At 62.6% G+C, this 17277-nt stretch carries 16 protein-coding genes; 12 read left to right on the top strand and 4 right to left on the bottom strand.

Annotated elements, in window-relative coordinates; genetic code table 11:
- The first annotated feature begins 213 nt into the window (after positions 1-213).
- The 7 genes from ctlX (at position 214) to AC07S6_RS09795 (ending at position 6128) form a co-directional block, all read left to right on the top strand.
- Positions 214-1140 (top strand): citrulline utilization hydrolase CtlX, encoded by a 927-nt coding sequence (ctlX, locus tag AC07S6_RS09825; protein WP_259284450.1) that lies wholly within the window; start codon positions 214-216, stop codon positions 1138-1140.
- Between the two features lie 11 nt (positions 1141-1151).
- A complete protein-coding gene (ocd, locus tag AC07S6_RS09820; protein WP_197884032.1) occupies positions 1152-2198 on the top strand; it encodes an ornithine cyclodeaminase in 1047 nt (348 codons plus the stop codon).
- A 227-nt stretch (positions 2199-2425) separates the two neighbouring features.
- Positions 2426-3205: an ABC transporter substrate-binding protein gene (locus tag AC07S6_RS09815; protein WP_186527053.1), complete on the top strand. Its 780-nt coding sequence runs from the start codon at positions 2426-2428 to the stop codon at positions 3203-3205.
- Positions 3206-3380: 175 nt separating this feature from the next.
- Complete coding sequence (locus AC07S6_RS09810; protein ID WP_014719023.1) at positions 3381-4082, top strand: ABC transporter permease; 702 nt, start codon at positions 3381-3383, stop codon at positions 4080-4082.
- Positions 4079-4792, top strand: a complete 714-nt coding sequence (locus AC07S6_RS09805) for an ABC transporter permease (protein WP_014719024.1) — start codon at positions 4079-4081, stop codon at positions 4790-4792. Before AC07S6_RS09810 ends, AC07S6_RS09805 begins: the two co-directional genes overlap by 4 nt.
- A gap of 3 nt (positions 4793-4795) precedes the next feature.
- A complete protein-coding gene (locus AC07S6_RS09800) occupies positions 4796-5626 on the top strand; it encodes an ABC transporter ATP-binding protein (protein ID WP_495112213.1) in 831 nt (276 codons plus the stop codon).
- 4 nt (positions 5627-5630) lie between these two features.
- Complete coding sequence (locus AC07S6_RS09795) at positions 5631-6128, top strand: Lrp/AsnC family transcriptional regulator (RefSeq protein WP_003192319.1); 498 nt, start codon at positions 5631-5633, stop codon at positions 6126-6128.
- A 127-nt stretch (positions 6129-6255) separates the two neighbouring features.
- On the opposite strand, the gene AC07S6_RS09790 is transcribed toward AC07S6_RS09795, so the two are convergent.
- The 4 genes from AC07S6_RS09790 to AC07S6_RS09775 form a co-directional block, all read right to left on the bottom strand.
- Positions 6256-7137, bottom strand: a complete 882-nt coding sequence (locus tag AC07S6_RS09790) for a TIGR03915 family putative DNA repair protein (protein WP_490614336.1) — start codon at positions 7135-7137, stop codon at positions 6256-6258.
- Positions 7134-8354: a putative DNA modification/repair radical SAM protein gene (locus tag AC07S6_RS09785; protein ID WP_014719028.1), complete on the bottom strand. Its 1221-nt coding sequence runs from the start codon at positions 8352-8354 to the stop codon at positions 7134-7136. Before AC07S6_RS09785 ends, AC07S6_RS09790 begins: the two co-directional genes overlap by 4 nt.
- Before the next feature lie 187 nt (positions 8355-8541).
- Positions 8542-9879: a lysine N(6)-hydroxylase/L-ornithine N(5)-oxygenase family protein gene (locus AC07S6_RS09780; protein WP_495112212.1), complete on the bottom strand. Its 1338-nt coding sequence runs from the start codon at positions 9877-9879 to the stop codon at positions 8542-8544.
- Positions 9880-9998: 119 nt separating this feature from the next.
- Entirely contained in the window at positions 9999-10481 is a 483-nt protein-coding gene (locus tag AC07S6_RS09775; RefSeq protein WP_105227245.1) for a sigma-70 family RNA polymerase sigma factor, read from the bottom strand.
- A gap of 327 nt (positions 10482-10808) precedes the next feature.
- Here AC07S6_RS09775 and AC07S6_RS09770 point away from each other — a divergent pair, with 327 nt between their 5' ends.
- The 5 genes from AC07S6_RS09770 to AC07S6_RS09750 all read left to right on the top strand — a co-directional run bounded on the left by AC07S6_RS09770 (position 10809) and on the right by AC07S6_RS09750 (position 17098).
- A complete protein-coding gene (locus AC07S6_RS09770) occupies positions 10809-11978 on the top strand; it encodes an efflux RND transporter periplasmic adaptor subunit (protein WP_057974969.1) in 1170 nt (389 codons plus the stop codon).
- A 1-nt stretch (position 11979) separates the two neighbouring features.
- On the top strand, positions 11980-13950 hold the full coding sequence (locus AC07S6_RS09765; protein WP_495112211.1) for a MacB family efflux pump subunit: 1971 nt from the start codon (positions 11980-11982) through the stop codon (positions 13948-13950).
- Positions 13943-15355, top strand: a complete 1413-nt coding sequence (locus tag AC07S6_RS09760; protein WP_490614333.1) for an efflux transporter outer membrane subunit — start codon at positions 13943-13945, stop codon at positions 15353-15355. The genes AC07S6_RS09765 and AC07S6_RS09760 overlap by 8 nt, the downstream gene beginning before the upstream one ends.
- Positions 15356-15462: 107 nt before the next feature.
- Positions 15463-16218 carry a proteinase gene (locus AC07S6_RS09755; RefSeq protein WP_096143870.1) on the top strand — a complete coding sequence of 252 codons (756 nt, stop codon included), beginning with the start codon at positions 15463-15465 and terminating at the stop codon, positions 16216-16218.
- Between the two features lie 112 nt (positions 16219-16330).
- Positions 16331-17098 carry a FadR/GntR family transcriptional regulator gene (locus AC07S6_RS09750; protein ID WP_034127984.1) on the top strand — a complete coding sequence of 256 codons (768 nt, stop codon included), beginning with the start codon at positions 16331-16333 and terminating at the stop codon, positions 17096-17098.
- Positions 17099-17277: the final 179 nt, after the last annotated feature.

Raw genomic sequence — 17277 nt, 5'->3', positions numbered from 1 at the left:
GCGGTGGGCCAGCCAGATGAATGGGGCTGACACACCGCTATCGCAGGCAAGCCAGCTCCCACAGTTTGATCGTATTTCAATCTGGCAGCCGATTCGGCTGCGCCACTCCCGTTTTCAGCTTTCTTGGCTGAGCCACCCCGCCGTTTCAGCCGGGATCCTTTCCCCGCAACGCACACAATAGCGGCACAAGATCCCCAACGGACCCGTGCCCCCATGCAAACCACCAACACCGTCCTGATGATCCGCCCGGCGCGCTTTGCCTTCAACCCGGATACCGCGATCAACAACCGTTTCCAACGCCCGCCGCTGGACCCGCTCAGCGCACAGCACAAAGCGCTGGAGGAGTTCGACGGTTATGTCGAGACCTTGCGCCAGCACGGCGTGGAGGTGCTGGTGGTGCAGGACACGCCGGCGCCCCACACGCCCGACTCGATCTTCCCCAACAACTGGTGGAGCAGCCATGCCGACGGCAGCCTGGTGCTCTACCCCATGGAAGGCCAGAACCGCCGACTGGAGCGCAACAAGGGCGTGCTGCAAGTTTTGGAACAGCGCTTTGCGATCAACACCACCATCGATCTCAGCCACCTGGAACAACAGAACATCTTCCTGGAAGGCACCGGCAGCATGGTACTCGACCGCCAGCACCGCATCAGCTACGCCTGCCATTCGGGGCGCACCCACCACGCGGCCCTGCGCCAGTTTGCCGAACGCCTCGACTACCAACTCTGCGTGTTCCACGCCCTGGACCGCCACCAGGCACCCATCTACCACAGCAACGTGATGATGAGCGTTGGCCGCGACCTCGCGGTGGTGTGCCTGCAGGCCCTGCCCGACGACAGCGAGCGCCTGGCCCTGGAACGCTCCCTGCGTGACACCGGCAAGGACATCCTCAGCCTGGACTTCGACCAGTTGGAAGCCTTCGCCGGCAACATGCTGGAGGTCCACGACCGGGACGGCCAGCCATTGCTGGTGATGTCCGCCAGTGCCTGGGGCGCCCTGCATCCGGCACAGCGTCAGCATGTGGAACGCCATACGCGGCCGGTGGTGGTGAATATCGACAACATCGAACGCATCGGCGGCGGCAGTGCCCGTTGCATGCTGGCCGAAGTGCATCTGCCGGCCCGCCACTCATTTCAATAAGGAGTCTTGCCATGACCCGTTATATCGACGTCAACGACCTCAGCTACCTGGTTTCGCAAAAAGGCCTGCAAACCTGCATCACCGAAATGGCCGACTACATTCGCGCCGACTACCTGCGCTGGCAGGATTTCGAAAAGTGCGCGCGCTTGGCCAACCACTCACCGGATGGGGTGATCGAGCTGATGCCGGTGTCCGACGCTTCGCTGTACGCCTTCAAGTACGTCAACGGCCACCCGAAAAACACCCTGGCTGGCATGCTCACCGTGATGGCGTTCGGCGCCTTGGGCGACGTCGACACCGGCAAACCGGTGCTGCTAGCGGAGATGACCCTGACCACTGCGATCCGCACCGCTGCCACCTCGGCCCTGGTCGCCCGCTACCTGGCCCGCGCCAACAGCCGCAGCATGGCGCTGATCGGCAACGGCTGCCAAAGCGAATTCCAGGCTCTGGCCTTCCACGCCATGCTGGGCATTACTGAAATCCGCCTGTTCGACATCGACCCCCAGGCCACCGCCAAGCTCGCCGCCAACCTCAAGGCGTTCCCGGCGATCAAGGTGATCCTGGCCGCCAGCGTCGCCGAGGCAGTCAAAGGCGCGGACATTGTCACCACCGTGACTGCAGACAAGGCCTACGCCACCATCCTGACGGACGAGATGATCGAGCCAGGCATGCACCTCAATGCCGTGGGCGGTGACTGCCCGGGCAAGACCGAGCTGGACCGCCGTATCGTCGAGCGCGCCAGGGTGATCGTCGAGTACGAACCGCAAAGCCGCATCGAAGGCGAAATCCAGCACATGCCGGAAGATTCGCCGGTCACCGAGCTGTGGCAAGTGATCAACGGCCAACAGCCGGGCCGCGAGAATGAACGCCAGATCACCCTGTTCGACTCGGTGGGTTTTGCTATCGAAGACTACTCGGCCCTGCGCTATGTACTGGACGTGGCCAAGGCCCTGGATGTGGGCAGCGAACTGGATCTGGTGCCAGACCTGGCCGACCCGAAAGACCTGTTTGCACGCCTGGCCCAGCAACCTGTGGTACAGCATAAAAAGCGCGCCTGAAACCGCTCTGGCTTGCCGCTTTGCGCCCAGGGCAGGCCAGATTCGGGTGGGTCTGAAGCCGATTTTGCCGGTGTCACAGCCGATTCCGCTGCATTGCCTGTTTTAACAGCGCAATTTGCGCTTTGCGCAGGGGGTAAACGACACAAAAAACGCACCATCATGAAGCATTCTCTGCTCCCAGTTATTCACTGCCCCTGACATCAATTACAAAATATAGGGACCGACACATGACTCCTCTGCGATCACTCTTCGCTGCGTTGCTGTTGCCACTGTGCGCCACTGCTGCCCACGCCCAGGACTGGAAAGAAATCCGGTTTGGCGTGTTCCCCGAATACCCGCCCTTCGAATCCGTCGCCGCCGACGGCAGCCTGCAAGGTTTCGATATCGAACTGGGCAACGCTATCTGCGCCAAGCTCGAAGTGAAATGCACCTGGGTGCACAACGAATTCGACGGCATGATCCCGGCCCTGCGTGCGCGCAAGTTCGACGCGATCATGTCCTCCATGGCCGTGACCCCGGCCCGCGAGAAAGTCATCGACTTCACCGACCGCCTGTTCCTCAGCCCCACCTCGGTGATCACCCGCAAAAACGCCACCTTCGGTGACACCCCCGAGTCGCTGAACGGCAAGCAGGTTGGCGTACTGCAAGGCTCGTTGCAGGAAGCCTATGCCCGCGCGCACCTGGCCAAGCTCGGTGCACAGATCAAGGCGTACCAGTCCCAGGAACAGAACTACGCCGACCTGCAGAACGGCCGCCTCGACGCCACCCTGACGGACAAGCTCGAAGCCCAGCTCAACTTCCTGTCCAAGCCCGAAGGCGCCGACTTCAAGACCGGCCCGGCCTTCAAGGACCCGACCCTGCCTCTGGACATCGCCATGGGCCTGCGCAAAAACGACCAGGCGTTGCGTGAGCTGATCAACAAGGGCATCGCCGCCGTCCAGGCCGATGGCACCTACGCCCAGATCCAGAAGAAATACTTCGGCGATCAGGACATCTACCACGAGTAACCGGCAACCGTACCCCTGTGGGAGCGAGCTTGTTGTGACGAGGGAGCTTGCTCCCGCTGGGGTGCGAAGCGCCCCCAAAGCCGGCTCCAGCTGCGCTGTCGAACGGGAGCAAGCTCCCTCGCCACAACAAGCCAGCTCCCACAGTAAATCCGTGCACTCCTTCGAGATCTTCCCCATGAACGACCTCCTCAACCTGCAAGGCTACGGCCCCATGCTGGCCCAGGGTGCCTGGATGACGCTCAAGCTGGCGTTCCTCGCCCTGGCCCTGAGCCTTACCCTGGGCCTGGTCGCCGCGGGCGCCAAACTCTCCAGCGCCAAATGGCTGCGCGTGCCGGCCACGCTCTACACCACGTTGATCCGCAGCGTGCCGGACTTGGTGCTGATCCTGTTGATCTTCTACAGCCTGCAACTGTGGCTCAACGACCTGACCGAAGCGTTCGGCTGGGACTACGTTGAAATCGACCCGTTTACCGCCGGAGTGATCACCCTGGGCTTTATTTACGGCGCGTATTTCACCGAAAACTTCCGAGGCGCGATCCTCAGTGTGCCGGCCGGCCAACTGGAAGCCGCCACCGCCTACGGCCTGAGCCGCTGGCAGCGCTTTCACCTGGTGCTGTTCCCGCAACTGATGCGCTTTGCCCTGCCGGGCCTGGGCAATAACTGGCTGGTGCTGCTCAAGTCCACGGCGCTGGTGTCCATCATCGGCCTGTCAGACCTGGTCAAGGCCGCGCAGAACGCCGGCAAGTCCACCAGCGAGCCGCTGTACTTCCTGATCCTCGCGGGCCTGGTGTACCTGGTGATTACCACCCTCTCCAACCGCATCTTCAAGCGCCTGGAACGGCGCTATAACCTCGGCATCAAGGGGATGGCGCGATGATCGAACTGTTCCAGCAATACGGCCTGGCCTACCTGTTCAGCGATGGCAGCGGCCTGTCCGGTGTCGCCATGACCTTGTGGCTGTTCATTATCTCGGTAGTGCTGGGCTTTGGCCTGTCGATCCCCCTGGCGCTGGCACGCGTCTCAGAACATTTCTGGCTGCGCTGGCCGGTGGAGGTCTACACCTACCTGTTCCGCGGCACGCCGCTGTATATCCAACTGTTGATTTGCTACACCGGGCTGTACAGCCTGGAAGTGGTGCAGGACAACGCCCTGCTCAACCAGTTTTTCCGCAATGCGCTGAACTGCACGCTGTTGGCGTTTGTGCTCAACACCTGCGCCTACACCGTGGAAATCTTCGCCGGGGCAATCCGCAACATTCCCCATGGCGAGATCGAAGCGGCACGCGCCTATGGCCTGCACGGCTGGCGGCTGAACCTGTTTGTGATCGTGCCCGCCGCATTGCGTCGCGCCCTGCCGGCCTACAGCAATGAAATGATCCTGATGCTGCACGCCACGTCGCTGGCGTTCACCGCCACCGTCGCCGACATCCTCAAGGTCGCCCGCGATGCCAATGCCGAGACGTTCCTGACCTTCCAGGCTTTCGGCATCGCCGCCCTGCTTTACATGCTGCTGTCCTTTGCACTGGTGGGCCTGTTCAGGCTGGCCGAACGTCGCTGGATGCGCTTTCTTGTTCCTACCCGAGGCTAACCCATGAATCAGTCCGCGCAGGCCCTGGCCGCTTATCCACTGGATGTACCCGTCGGCAAAACCGCCACGGCCGCCATCAAGCTGCAAGTCGAAGGTATCCATAAACGCTACGGCGAACACGAAGTGCTCAAGGGCGTGTCCCTCAATGCACGCCAGGGCGATGTGATCAGCCTGATCGGCGCCAGCGGCTCGGGCAAAAGCACGATGCTGCGGTGCATCAACTTTCTGGAACAGCCTGACGCCGGGGTGATCACCCTGGACGGCATCAGCATCGAAATGCAACCAGGCCGCGCCGGCACCCGTGCGCCGCACCAGGCGCAACTGCAAAACCTGCGCACGCGCCTGGCCATGGTGTTCCAGCACTTCAACCTGTGGAGCCACATGACCGTGCTGGAAAACATCACCATGGCCCCGCGCCGGGTGCTGAACGTGAGCGCCGCCGAAGCCGAGAAACGTGCGCGGCTGTACCTGGACAAGGTCGGCCTGCCGAGCCGCGTGGCGGATCAATATCCGGCGTTCCTGTCCGGTGGCCAGCAGCAGCGCGTCGCGATTGCGCGGGCGCTGGCGATGGAGCCGGAGATTATCCTGTTTGATGAACCCACCTCGGCCCTGGACCCGGAGCTTGTAGGAGAAGTGCTTAAAGTCATACAGACGTTGGCCGAGGAAGGTCGTACCATGCTGATGGTCACCCACGAAATGGGCTTTGCCCGCCAGGTGTCCAGCCAAGTGCTGTTCCTGCATCAGGGCCGAGTCGAAGAACACGGCGGCGCCGATATCCTCGACCATCCCACCAGCGAACGCTTGCAGCAATTTCTTTCCAACCGTTTGAAGTGAACTCATGGATACCAAGGCCAACGGACCCCATTCTTCCCCTACGCTGGATCGCATCGACGAAGCGATCATCGACGTACTCAGGCATCAGGGGCGTATCACCTACGAAAAGCTCTCGTCACTGGTGCACCTCACCCCCAGGCCCTGCCTGGAACGGGTGCGCAAGCTGGAACGACGCGGGGTGATCCGTGGGTATGGGGCGATCATCGATGTGCAGATGGTCTCACCGGGGCTGTCGCTGCTGGTGCTGGTGGCCCTGTCCAACCAAAGCGGGCGCTCGGCGCAAAAGGCCTTCGAAGCCTGCGTGAAAGCCTGCCCGCAGGTATTCGAATGCCAGTTGATCAGCGGGCCGTTCGACTACAGCCTGCGCATGCGCTGCCGGGATATGGAACATTACCGGGTGCTGACCGAGACCTGGTTGAACAATGATGAGTTGCACATTGATAAGCTGGTGGCGCATCCGGAGTTGGCGGTGGTCAAGAACACCGCGACCGAACTGGCCTGAACCAGCTAGCTCGTTCCCACGCTCTGCGTGGGAATGCATCCAATGACGCTCCGCGTCACAACTTCAAGAGCAGACGCGGAGCGTCCAGGGTGGCATTCCCACGCAGAGCGTGGGAACGATCAATCAGTCACCCCACATCTGACGGGTCGACCGCTATCGCAGGCAAGCCAGCTCCCACATTGACCGGGTTTGCAATTCTTTTGCCTGGCTTGGCCCCCACCAGCTTCGCCTGCCCATCCTTCTGCTTGCCCGTACGCGCCTCGCTGATCAACCCTGGAATCAACTTGCCCTCCGGCAAATTCTTCCAGAAGCGGCTGGGCAAATGCCCTTCCATCACCTTAGGGTTCAAGCGTGCCGGGTTGAAGATGTGGCTGTAGTAGGTCAGCCACATGGCGCTGTGGGGATCTTCAACATTCTGCGCCAGTTGCTGCCAGGCCTCGGGGCACTGGCGCTGATGAATCAATTGCTCGCCGTCGTAATACACCCCGTCCAGGGGCGTGGCGATCATCCAGCGATGGCGGCCCATGCGCCCGATAAAATGCTCGCTGGCGCTCTTGAGAATGTCATGGGCTGGTTCATGCCAGGCCACGTACTCCGGCAGTTCCGGCCCGGCCCCGTCCGGCAGCGCGATGAAGCGCACAAACGCGTGCAAGTGGTGGGCCTCCCGGCTGACTTGCTTGATGCGCCTTTGCAACTCGCTGCCAAGCTTGTCACCCGCGAGCATGGCCGTGCGATCACCGTGGCTGACCCGCCATAGCACTTCATACAACAGGCTCCAGCGCTGATCACCTTGATAACAGGCAGCGGACTCCAACAATTGCAACAACGCCTTGGGTATGCGCGCCTGAAACGGCCCCATCCCTGGTGGGATAGGTTCATCGGTAGCGAACAGGTCCGCCGCCTGCGCCTCGCCCCAACTGACCTGGCTGGGGTCGACCTGATGGCTGAGCAACCAGCGGGCCTGTTCGCGCCAGGTGCTGAACAGGTTGTCGCACTCCAGGCTGATCATCCCCACAACCCCATCTGTTGCGGCTGCGGACGGTCACGCAATTGTTCGCGCAACAACACACTGGTGCTGTCGGCCTGCTGCGGGTGGTAGTCGCTGGTGATGAAAAACGGCTTAGCCTTGGCCAGCACGCAGCGCATGCGCGCCAGGTCTTCGAAGCGGATCTTGCGCTCACGGCGCAGGTCGACCAGGCGCTGGGTGGTGCGCAGGCCGATGCCGGGGATACGTGCGATCAGGGTCGGCTCGGCGCGGTTGAGGTCCAAGGGGAACACCTCGCGATGCTCCAGGGCCCACGCCAGCTTGGGGTCGATATCCAGTGCCAGGTCACCGGGGCCGGCGAACAGCTCATTGGCGCTGAAACCGTAGCTGCGCAGCAGGAAATCAGCCTGGTACAAGCGGTGCTCGCGCATCAAGGGCGGCGCGGCCAGGGGTACGCTTTTCGGGCTGTTGGGGATGGGGCTGAACGCCGAGTAATACACGCGGCGCAGCTTGAAATTACCGTACAACGCCTCGGCACCGTGCAGGATGGTGCTGTCGTCGGTGTCGTCGGCACCGACGATCATCTGCGTGCTCTGCCCGGCCGGGGCAAACCGTGGCGCACGGGGTTCGTTGAGCACCGTCTGTTCGCCGGTGTAGATGGTCTGCATGGCCTGCTTGATCGAGCCGATCTGCTTCTCGGGCGCCAGGGTCTGCAGGCTGGCGTCGGTGGGCAGTTCGATATTCACGCTGAGGCGATCGGCATAACGGCCAGCCTCGGCGATCAGGGCCGGGTCGGCATCGGGGATGGTCTTGAGGTGGATATAACCGCGAAAGTCATGCTCTTCGCGCAGCAGTTTGGCGACCCGCACCAGTTGCTCCATGGTGTAGTCCGACGAACGGATGATGCCGGAACTGAGGAACAGCCCACTGACGCAATTGCGCTTGTAGAAATCCAGGGTCAGGGTGACCACCTCCTCCGGGCTGAAGCGCGCACGGGGCACGTCGCTGGAGCGGCGGTTGACGCAGTATTGGCAGTCGTAGAGGCAGAAGTTGGTGAGCAACACCTTGAGCAACGACACGCAACGGCCATCGGGCGTGTAGCTGTGGCAGATGCCCATGCCATTGGTGGAACCCAGCCCCGCCTTGCCCTCGGAACTGCGCTTGGGCGCGCCACTGCTGGCGCAGGACGCGTCGTACTTGGCGGCGTCGGCGAGGATGCTGAGTTTTTCGATCAACTGCATGGAGGGCTACCGATACTGGTTTTTTGTACAGTACCAATAGCCACACTTTGTCACAAGTGCCGTCTGTAGGAGCGAGCTCTTGTGGCGAGGGAGCTTGCTCCCGCTGGGCTGCGAAGCGGCCCCAAAAGCTTGCGGGCGCTACGCACCCGAACGGGAGCAAGCTCCCTCGCCACAATAAGCGGATCGGTCAGCTGGCGGTTGCCAGCAGCAAGTCCTGCACCGAACGCGCCTTGCCACGATGATGGTCCAGCGCATACAACGACGCCGCAATCTCATCCGCCCGAATCGGCAACACCGACAGCAAGGTATCGCTCAAGCCATGGCTGGCCTGGCTGAAGCCCTGGATGTAGATGCCAGCCTTGCAGCGCTCGTCGGTGACGATGCGGTAGTCGCGGGCCACTTCGAAGTCGCCCATATAAGCGTGCAGCGGCGCCAGCAGTTCCCGGTGCATCTGGCGCTCGTAGCCGGTGGCGAGGATCACCGCGTCGTAATGGTTGAGACTGGTTTCGCCACTGGCGGTATTGCGCAGGGCCAGTTCGATGCCCAGCGGGCCAGGCGTGGCCTTCTCCACTACGGTCAGGGTGCGGAACGCCTGGCGGGCGATGCCGGAGACTTTCTGGCGGTAGAAAATCCCGTAGATTCGCTCGATCAGGTCCAGGTCCACCACCGAGTAGTTGGTGTTCTGGTACTCGGCGACCAAACGCTCACGCTCGGCACCGACTTGCTGGAACACCAGGTCAGTAAAGGCCGGCGAGAACACTTCGTTGACGAACGGGCTGTCGTCGGCCGGTTTGAGCGCCGAGCCGCGCAGGATCATATCGACCTGCACCGACGGGAAGCTGTCATTGAGGTCGATAAAAGCTTCTGCCGCGCTCTGGCCGCCGCCGATCACGGCGATGCGCATCGGCTTGCCGTCTACACACGGCTGGCTGGCCATGCGCTCCAGGTACTGGGAATGGTGAAACACCCGGCTATCGCCCTTGAGCGCCTTGAATGCCTCGGGGATGCGCGGCGTGCCGCCGGCGCTGACCACCACCGAACGGGTGGTGCGCACATGCTGCTCGCCCTGGGCATTACGGGAGATCACGCGCAACGCCTCGACCTGTTGCTGATGCAGGATCGGCTCGATGGCCAGCACTTCCTCGCCGTAGTTGGCCTGGGCCTGGAACTGCCCCGCCACCCAGCGCAGGTAGTCGTTGTACTCCATGCGGCAAGGGTAAAAGGTGCCCAGGTTGATGAAGTCCACCAGGCGGTCGTGGGCCTTGAGGTAGTTGACGAAGGAGTACGGGCTGGTGGGGTTGCGCAGGGTCACCAGGTCCTTGAGGAAGGAAATCTGCAGTTCACTCTGGGTCACCAGGGTATTGCCGTGCCAGCGGTAGTCGGCTTGTTTGTCGAGAAACAGCACGTCCAGCTTGCCCTGGGCCTTTTCACGCTCCTGCAGGGCGATGGCCAGCGCCAGGTTCGAAGGGCCGAAACCGATCCCGATCAGGTCATGAACCGCGGGCGAAGCAATTGCCTGTGTCATTCCAGTGTCCTCTGGATAAGCCCCATGGCGGTGGGGCGGGAATACCTTCATGGCCTGAACAACAGGCCGTGTGTTGATAGGAAACGAGGACAGTGAAATAAAATTTAACTAACAGCCGATCAGTGCGCTTCCCACTCGCGCATGCGCACCCGGCAGTGCTTCATCGCGTTGACGATGTGTTTTTCCACCAGGCTGCGGGAAATGTTCAGGCGTTCAGCGATTTGCAGATGGGACAGGCCTTCGAGTTTGCGCAACAGGAAACTGTCGCGACAGGCCGCAGGCAACTCGGCCAAGGCGCGCTCGAGCATCTCCAGGCGCTGGCCCTGGTCGTGGCTGGCGTGGGGGGAACAGGCGGCGAAGCGCTCTTCGCTGTCCAGCACCTCCAGGGGCTCGACCTGACGCAAGGCGTTGCGCCGATGGCCGTCGATCACCAGGTTCAAGGCGGTGCGGTACAGGAAGGCGCGGGGCTGTTCGATCGGGGTGTCGCTTGCGCGCTCGAGCACCCGCACATAAGCGTCATGCACCACATCTTCGGCCACCTGACGGTTGCCCAGCTTGGCGTTGAGGAAACACACCAGCTCGCGATAGTAGTTTTCCAACATGACTCCTGACCCCACGGCCTTGGTACAAACGACACCCGGCCCCTGTAGGAGCGAGCTTGCTCGCGAAAAACCCAAGAGCGCATCCCCTTACCTGGATGCGCCCGCAATCATTGGCGGTTTTGCCATCACCGATGATGGCAGTTTGAGTGTGTGCAATTTATAGTAATTCTCATCTACTTTTAAAGAACTCTCTCATCAGCGGTCGGTTTTTTTTCGCAATTCGCGCTGTAACTACTTATGTAACAGCCTAAATTCCGGGGCATTTTCCTCGTTTACCTTTCAGCTCTGCGCGACTGCGCCCCGAACTTTTCTGGCTGGAAGCTACCCATGAAACGCCCTCGACCTGCCCGACGCGCCCTGCTTGTGGTGGCGTGCCTGATTCCCATCGTTGCGTTTGCCACCTGGCAGGGCCTGACGCCGGGCCGCGACGCCCTGGCCACCGTCACCGTGACCCGCGCCGACATCGAAAACAGCGTCACCGCCCTGGGCACCCTGCAACCGCGACGTTACGTAGACGTCGGCGCCCAGGCCTCCGGGCAGATCCGCAAGATCCACGTCGAGGCCGGCGACCAGGTCCAAGAGGGCCAATTGCTGGTGGAGATCGACCCCGCCACGCAAAAAGCCAAGCTCGACGCCAGCCGCTATGCCATCGAAAACCTGCAGGCCCAGTTGCAGGAGCAGAAAGCCCAGCACCAACTGGCCCATCAGAAGTACCAGCGTCAGCAGCGCCTGAGTGCCGGCAACGCCACCCGCGAGGAAGACGTGCAGACCGCCAAGGCGGAACTCAGCGCGACCCAGGCGCGGGTCCAGATGTTCCAGGCACAGATCCGCCAGGCCCAGGCCAGCCTGCGCAGCGATGAAGCCGAGTTGGGCTACACGCGCATCTACGCGCCAATGACCGGTACCGTGGTGGCCGTGGATGCACGCGTCGGCCAGACCCTCAACGCGCAACAGCAAACCCCGCTGATCCTGCGCATCGCCAAGCTGTCGCCCATGACGGTGTGGGCGGAAGTCTCCGAAGCCGACATCGGCCATGTCAAACCCGGCATGAGCGCGTATTTCACCACCCTGAGCGGTGGCAGCCGGCGCTGGACCAGCACCGTGCGCCAAATCCTGCCGATCCCGCCCAAGCCCTTGAACGAAACCCAGGGCAGCGGCAGCCCGAGCAGCACTAGCAAGAGCGGCACTGGCCGAGTGGTGCTGTACACGGTGCTGCTGGACGTGGACAACGCCGACAACGCGCTGATGGCCGAGATGACCACCCAGGTCTTTTTCGTCGCCAGCCAAGTCAAGGACGCCCTCTCCGTACCCGTCGCCGCCTTGCAAAGCGTGCCCGGCTCCGCAGCGCAAATCGCCCGGGTGGTCGCCAAAAACGGAGCCATCGAAGACCGTGAAGTGCGCCTGGGCATCAGCGACCGCCTGCGGGTGGAAGTGCTCGAGGGGTTGAGCGAGGGCGACCACCTGTTGATCGGCCCGGTTGATAGCCATGGGGGCTGAAATGACCACGCCCCTGATTGAACTCAAAGGCATCCGCAAATCCTACGGCGGCGGCGACAGCCCGCAGGTCGATGTGTTGCGCGGCATCGACCTGTCGATCCATGCCGGCGAGTTCGTCGCCATTGTCGGCGCCTCGGGCTCGGGTAAATCGACGCTGATGAACATCCTCGGCTGCCTCGACCGCCCCACCGAGGGCGACTACCTGTTCGCCGGGGAAAACGTCGCCCACCTGGGCAGCGACGAGCTGGCCTGGCTACGCCGCGAAGCCTTCGGTTTTGTGTTCCAGGGCTACCACTTGATTCCCTCAGGCTCCGCCCAGGAAAACGTCGAGATGCCGGCGATCTATGCCGGCATCAGCGCCGCCGAACGCCATGCCCGCGCCAGCGCCCTGCTCACCCGCCTGGGCCTGGCCGAGCGCACCGGCAATCGGCCGCACCATCTGTCGGGTGGGCAACAGCAACGGGTGTCCATCGCCCGCGCCCTGATGAACGGCGGCCATATCATCCTCGCCGACGAACCCACCGGCGCCCTCGACAGCCATAGCGGCGCCGAGGTCATGGCCTTGCTCGACGAACTGGCGAGCCAGGGCCATGTGGTCATTCTGATTACCCACGACCGTGAAGTGGCGGCGCGAGCCAACCGCATCATCGAGATTCGCGACGGCCAGATCATCAGCGATTCGGCTGACACCCGCGCGGCCACACTCAGCGTGGCGGCCGGCGCCTTGCACGCCGTGGACCTGCGCCAACGCCTGGCCGACGGCGCCGAGCACAATGGTGCCTGGAAAGCCGAATTGCTGGATGCCGTGCAGGCCGCCTGGCGAGTGATGTGGATCAACCGTTTTCGCACGGCGCTGACACTGTTGGGCATCATCATCGGCGTCGCGTCGGTGGTGGTGATGCTGGCAGTGGGCGAAGGCAGCAAGCGCCAAGTCATGGCGCAGATGGGCGCGTTCGGCTCCAATATCATCTACCTCAGCGGATCTTCGCCCAACCCGCGTACGCCGCTGGGTATCGTGTCCCTCAACGATGTCGCGGCCCTGGCGACGCTGCCTCAGGTCAAGCGCATCATGCCGGTCAACGGCACCGACGCGGGAGTGCGCTTCGGCAACGTCGACTACATGGCTTACGTGGGGGGCAACGACACCAACTTCCCGGAGATCTTCAACTGGCCGGTGGTCGAGGGCAGCTACTTCACCGAGGCCGACGAACGCGCCGCCGCCACGGTCGCCGTGATCGGCGCGCGCATCCGCCAAAAATTGTTCAAGGACGTGGCCAGCCCTATCGGCCAGTACATCCTGATCGAGAACGTACCCTTCCAGGTGGTCGGCGTGCTCGCGGAAAAAGGCTCCAGCTCCGGCAACAAGGACAGTGACGACCGTGTCGCCATTCCCTACAGCGCCGCCAGTGTCCGCCTGTTCGGCAGCTACAACCCCGAATACGTGGCGATTGCCACCACCGATGCACGCAAGGTGCATGAAGCCGAACGCGCCATCGACCAGTTGATGCTGAAGCTGCACAACGGCAAGCGCGACTACGAGCTGACCAACAATGCCGCGATGATTCAGGCCGAAGCCCGCACCCAGAACACCCTGTCGCTGATGCTCGGCTCGATTGCGGCAATCTCCCTGCTGGTGGGCGGCATCGGCGTGATGAATATCATGTTGATGACCGTGCGCGAACGCACCCGTGAAATCGGCATCCGTATGGCCACCGGGGCACGCCAGCGCGACATCCTGCGCCAGTTCCTCACCGAGGCGGTGATGCTCTCGGTGGTCGGCGGCCTGTTCGGTATTGCCCTGGCATTGCTGGTAGGCGGCGTGCTGGTGCTGGCTGAAGTGGCGGTGCAGTTTTCCCTGGTGGCGGTGCTCGGCGCGTTTGGCTGTGCGCTGGTGACCGGCGTCGTATTCGGCTTCATGCCGGCCCGTAAAGCTGCCCGGCTCGATCCGGTTAAGGCGTTGACCAGTGAATAAACGATCTCTCACTCCACGACTGTCAGCGTTCAGTGTGTGCCTGTTGCTCACGGCCTGTGGCGCTAACCCGCCGGCCATCGACAGCGGCCTCGCCACGCCCGCCGCCTGGCACTATGCAGAACGCGAAGCGACCCAAGCCATCAACCAGCGCTGGTGGACGCAGTTTGGCAGCCCGGCGTTGAACCGCCTGATCGACCAGGCCCGTCGTGACAGTTTCGACGTAGCGGCCGCCATGGCGCGGGTCCGTCAGGCCCAGGCCACGGCGGTGATTGCTGGCGCGCCGTTGCTGCCGGAGCTGAAGTTCAACCTCACCGCCAGCCGGCAAAGACTGTTGCGCGGCAGCGGCAACTCGGACCTGGACGCCACCGAAAGCAATCGGACCGTCAACAGCTATGACGCCAGCCTCACCGCCAGCTATGAAATCGACTTCTGGGGGGGCCGCGCCGCTGCGCGCGACAGCGCCGTGCAGAGCCTGCACGCCAGTGAGTTCGCTCAGGCCAACGTGGAGCTGACCCTGCTCAGCAATGTCGCCGACCGCTACGCGCAAACCCTGGCCGCACGCCAGCGCCTGCAGATTGCCGAGCTCAACCTGGCGAATGCGCGCAATGTGCTGAACCTGGTACAGACCCGCCACGACGCCGGTTCCGCCACGGCCCTGGAACTGGCTCAACAGAAGAGCCTGGTGGCCAGCCAGCAACGGCAATTGCCGCTGATCCAGCAATCGGTCGAAGAGTCGCAAATCACTTTGGCCGCCTTGCTTGGTCAACCCGTACAGGCCCTGGAACTGGGCGCTGAACCCTTCCAGGCATTGACCTGGCCGAGTATCGGGCCCGGTGTACCGAGCCAGTTATTGAGCCGGCGCCCCGACCTCGCCCAGGCCGAGGCCCAGTTGGCAGCGGCCCGTGCCGACGTCACGGTGGCCCGTGCAGCGATGCTGCCTTCAGTGACATTGGGCGCGACCCTCGGCTCTGGCGCATACAAGGCCCAAGAGGTCTTGCGCAGCCCCTTCTACACCCTGACCTCGGGCCTGATGGCGCCAATCTTCAACAATGGCCGGCTGAGCGCCGAGCGCGACAAGGCTCGGGCACGCCAGGATGAACTGCTGCAAAGCTACCGCGGGGCGATCATCAATGGCTTTGCCGATGTGGAAAAAGCCCTCAGCAGCATCACCCGCCTTGACCAGCAACGCCAGTGGCAAAGCGAGGAGCTGCAACAGGCGCAGGCCGCGTTTCAGATTGCCCAGAGCCGCTACGAAGCCGGTGCCGAAGACCTGCTCACGGTGCTGGAAACCCAGCGCACTTTGTACAGCGCCCAGGACCAGAACGTGCTACTGCGCCTGTCGCGCCTACAAGCCAGCATCGCCCTGTACAAGGCATTAGGCGGTGGCTGGAAAACCAACATCTGATAAACGAAACTCATATTTCATACACGAGTTGTTTCTTCACCCTACATTCTCCACCTCAAGGTCCTTGGTAAAAAAGCCGTTATCACACGGAAGCCCGGGACCTCATGATGAAACCCAGCGTTGTTGTAAAAGGCCTGGCCTGCATTGGCTGCTGGTTGATACCGAACCTGGCGCTGGCCAAGCCCTTGATCGCCCCCACCGCAATCGACTGGCTGCTGGACTGCCCCCTCACCACGACGGCGCACTTGAACCCACAAGTGGTTGGCCGCACCCAATGCGGCCTGGTCAACGTCCCCCGCGACCATGCCGCCCCCCAGCGCGGCCGCCTAAGCTTGAGCGTGACACGGGTAGGCGCACGGCAACCGCTCAACCGTGAAGGTGTCGTGTTCATCCAGGCCGGCGAACCCCTCCAGGCCAAGGACGCGCCTTTCGTTCTTCACCTCGCCAGCCGCTGGGAGTCGCTTGCCACCCAGGCCTATCGCACTCTGGTCGACCGTTATGACGTCATCGAGCTGAGCGCCCGCGACCTGCGCGAGGGCAATGCCGTGGAACAGGCCGCGCGGGACATGGAGTTCGTGCGCGGGCAACTTGACGAGGCGCGCCTCAACTACCTGGGCAACGCCGCTGCCACCCGCCTCGGCAGCCGCTACGGCACGCTGTTTCCGGAGCGTGTCGGGCGCATGGTGCTGATCAATGCCGAGCCTGGCGAAGCAGTCGCCACCGGTGTCGAGCAACTCTTGCTCAAGGAGTCGGCGAGCGCAGGCGCCGACGGCTGTGTCAACCGCTGGCTGGGGGATTTTCTCGCCTATGGTAGACAACCGCCGGCGTCCACGCGCTGTCTCGACCTCAGCGCCTGGGAGTAAGTAATCCACGCATTTACGACCTCTTGCCACCGAAAACGACAGCCTGCGTTGACGCACTTCCCCAATCGTTATTAAGTGCTATTTATCCGCATTAATACGATAAATCACCGCCATGCTGACTCGCCCGCTACGCCGCAAACGCCAGAAGCTGTCCGATGTGATTGTCGAGTCGGTCAAGCGCTCGATCGTCACCGACGCCTTGAAGCCCGGCGACCGCCTGCCCACCGAACGCGAGCTGATGGAAAGCTTCCAGTGTTCCAAGGGTTCGGCACGCGAAGCGCTCAAGGCGTTGGAAGTGGAGGGCCTGGTGAGCACGCGCACCGGCCCCAGCGGCGGGGCTTACTTGAACCAGGCCGGCACCGAGCCGGCCAGCCGCGCCTTGCGCAATTACCTGCACTTCCAGCACTTGGACGGCGAGCAGGTCTACCAACTGCGCAAGGTCATCGAAGTGGAATTGGCGGTGTCGGTGCTCGGGCGTTTGAGCGAAAACGATTACACCGCGCTGCAAGCCAATGTGGATTTTTGCAGCGCCCCCGAAGACAGCGAAGCCGGCCAGCGCGAACAGCGCCTGGCGGAACTGGAGTTCCACAACCTGCTGGCCCGGGCCTGCCCCAACCCGCTGCTGAGTTTCATGGCGCAGTTTCTCAATGACTTGCTGCGCGACTTGGTGGTGCTGAAAAAAGCCTACAAGCCCAAGCGCAAGCAGTTCGACGCGGCCAACCTCGACTATCACAAGCAACTGCTGATCGCCTTTCGCGCCGGGGACGAAAGCGCGGTGCGCAGCTTGATGCATGAACACATGTGCGATGCCGAACACCACATGACCGCGCTGGAAGGCCAGGTGAGCCCACACTTTCTCTTGGAGTTCGACCACCCTTAAACACACCAACCATCCAATGTGGGAACGTTCAATGTGGGAGCTGGTTTGCCTGCGATGCGGGCGCCTCGGTGTTACAGGGGACCGAGTCGATGCCATCGCAGGCAAGCCAGCTCCCACAGTTGACCCCGTTCACCCGCGAAATCGAGTTATCCAATAACAAGCCTGCCCACAGGCCCTTG

It is taken from the genome of Pseudomonas sp. GW821-FHT07B01, assembly GCF_059419065.1.
This window is presented reverse-complemented; position numbering and strand designations above follow the sequence as displayed.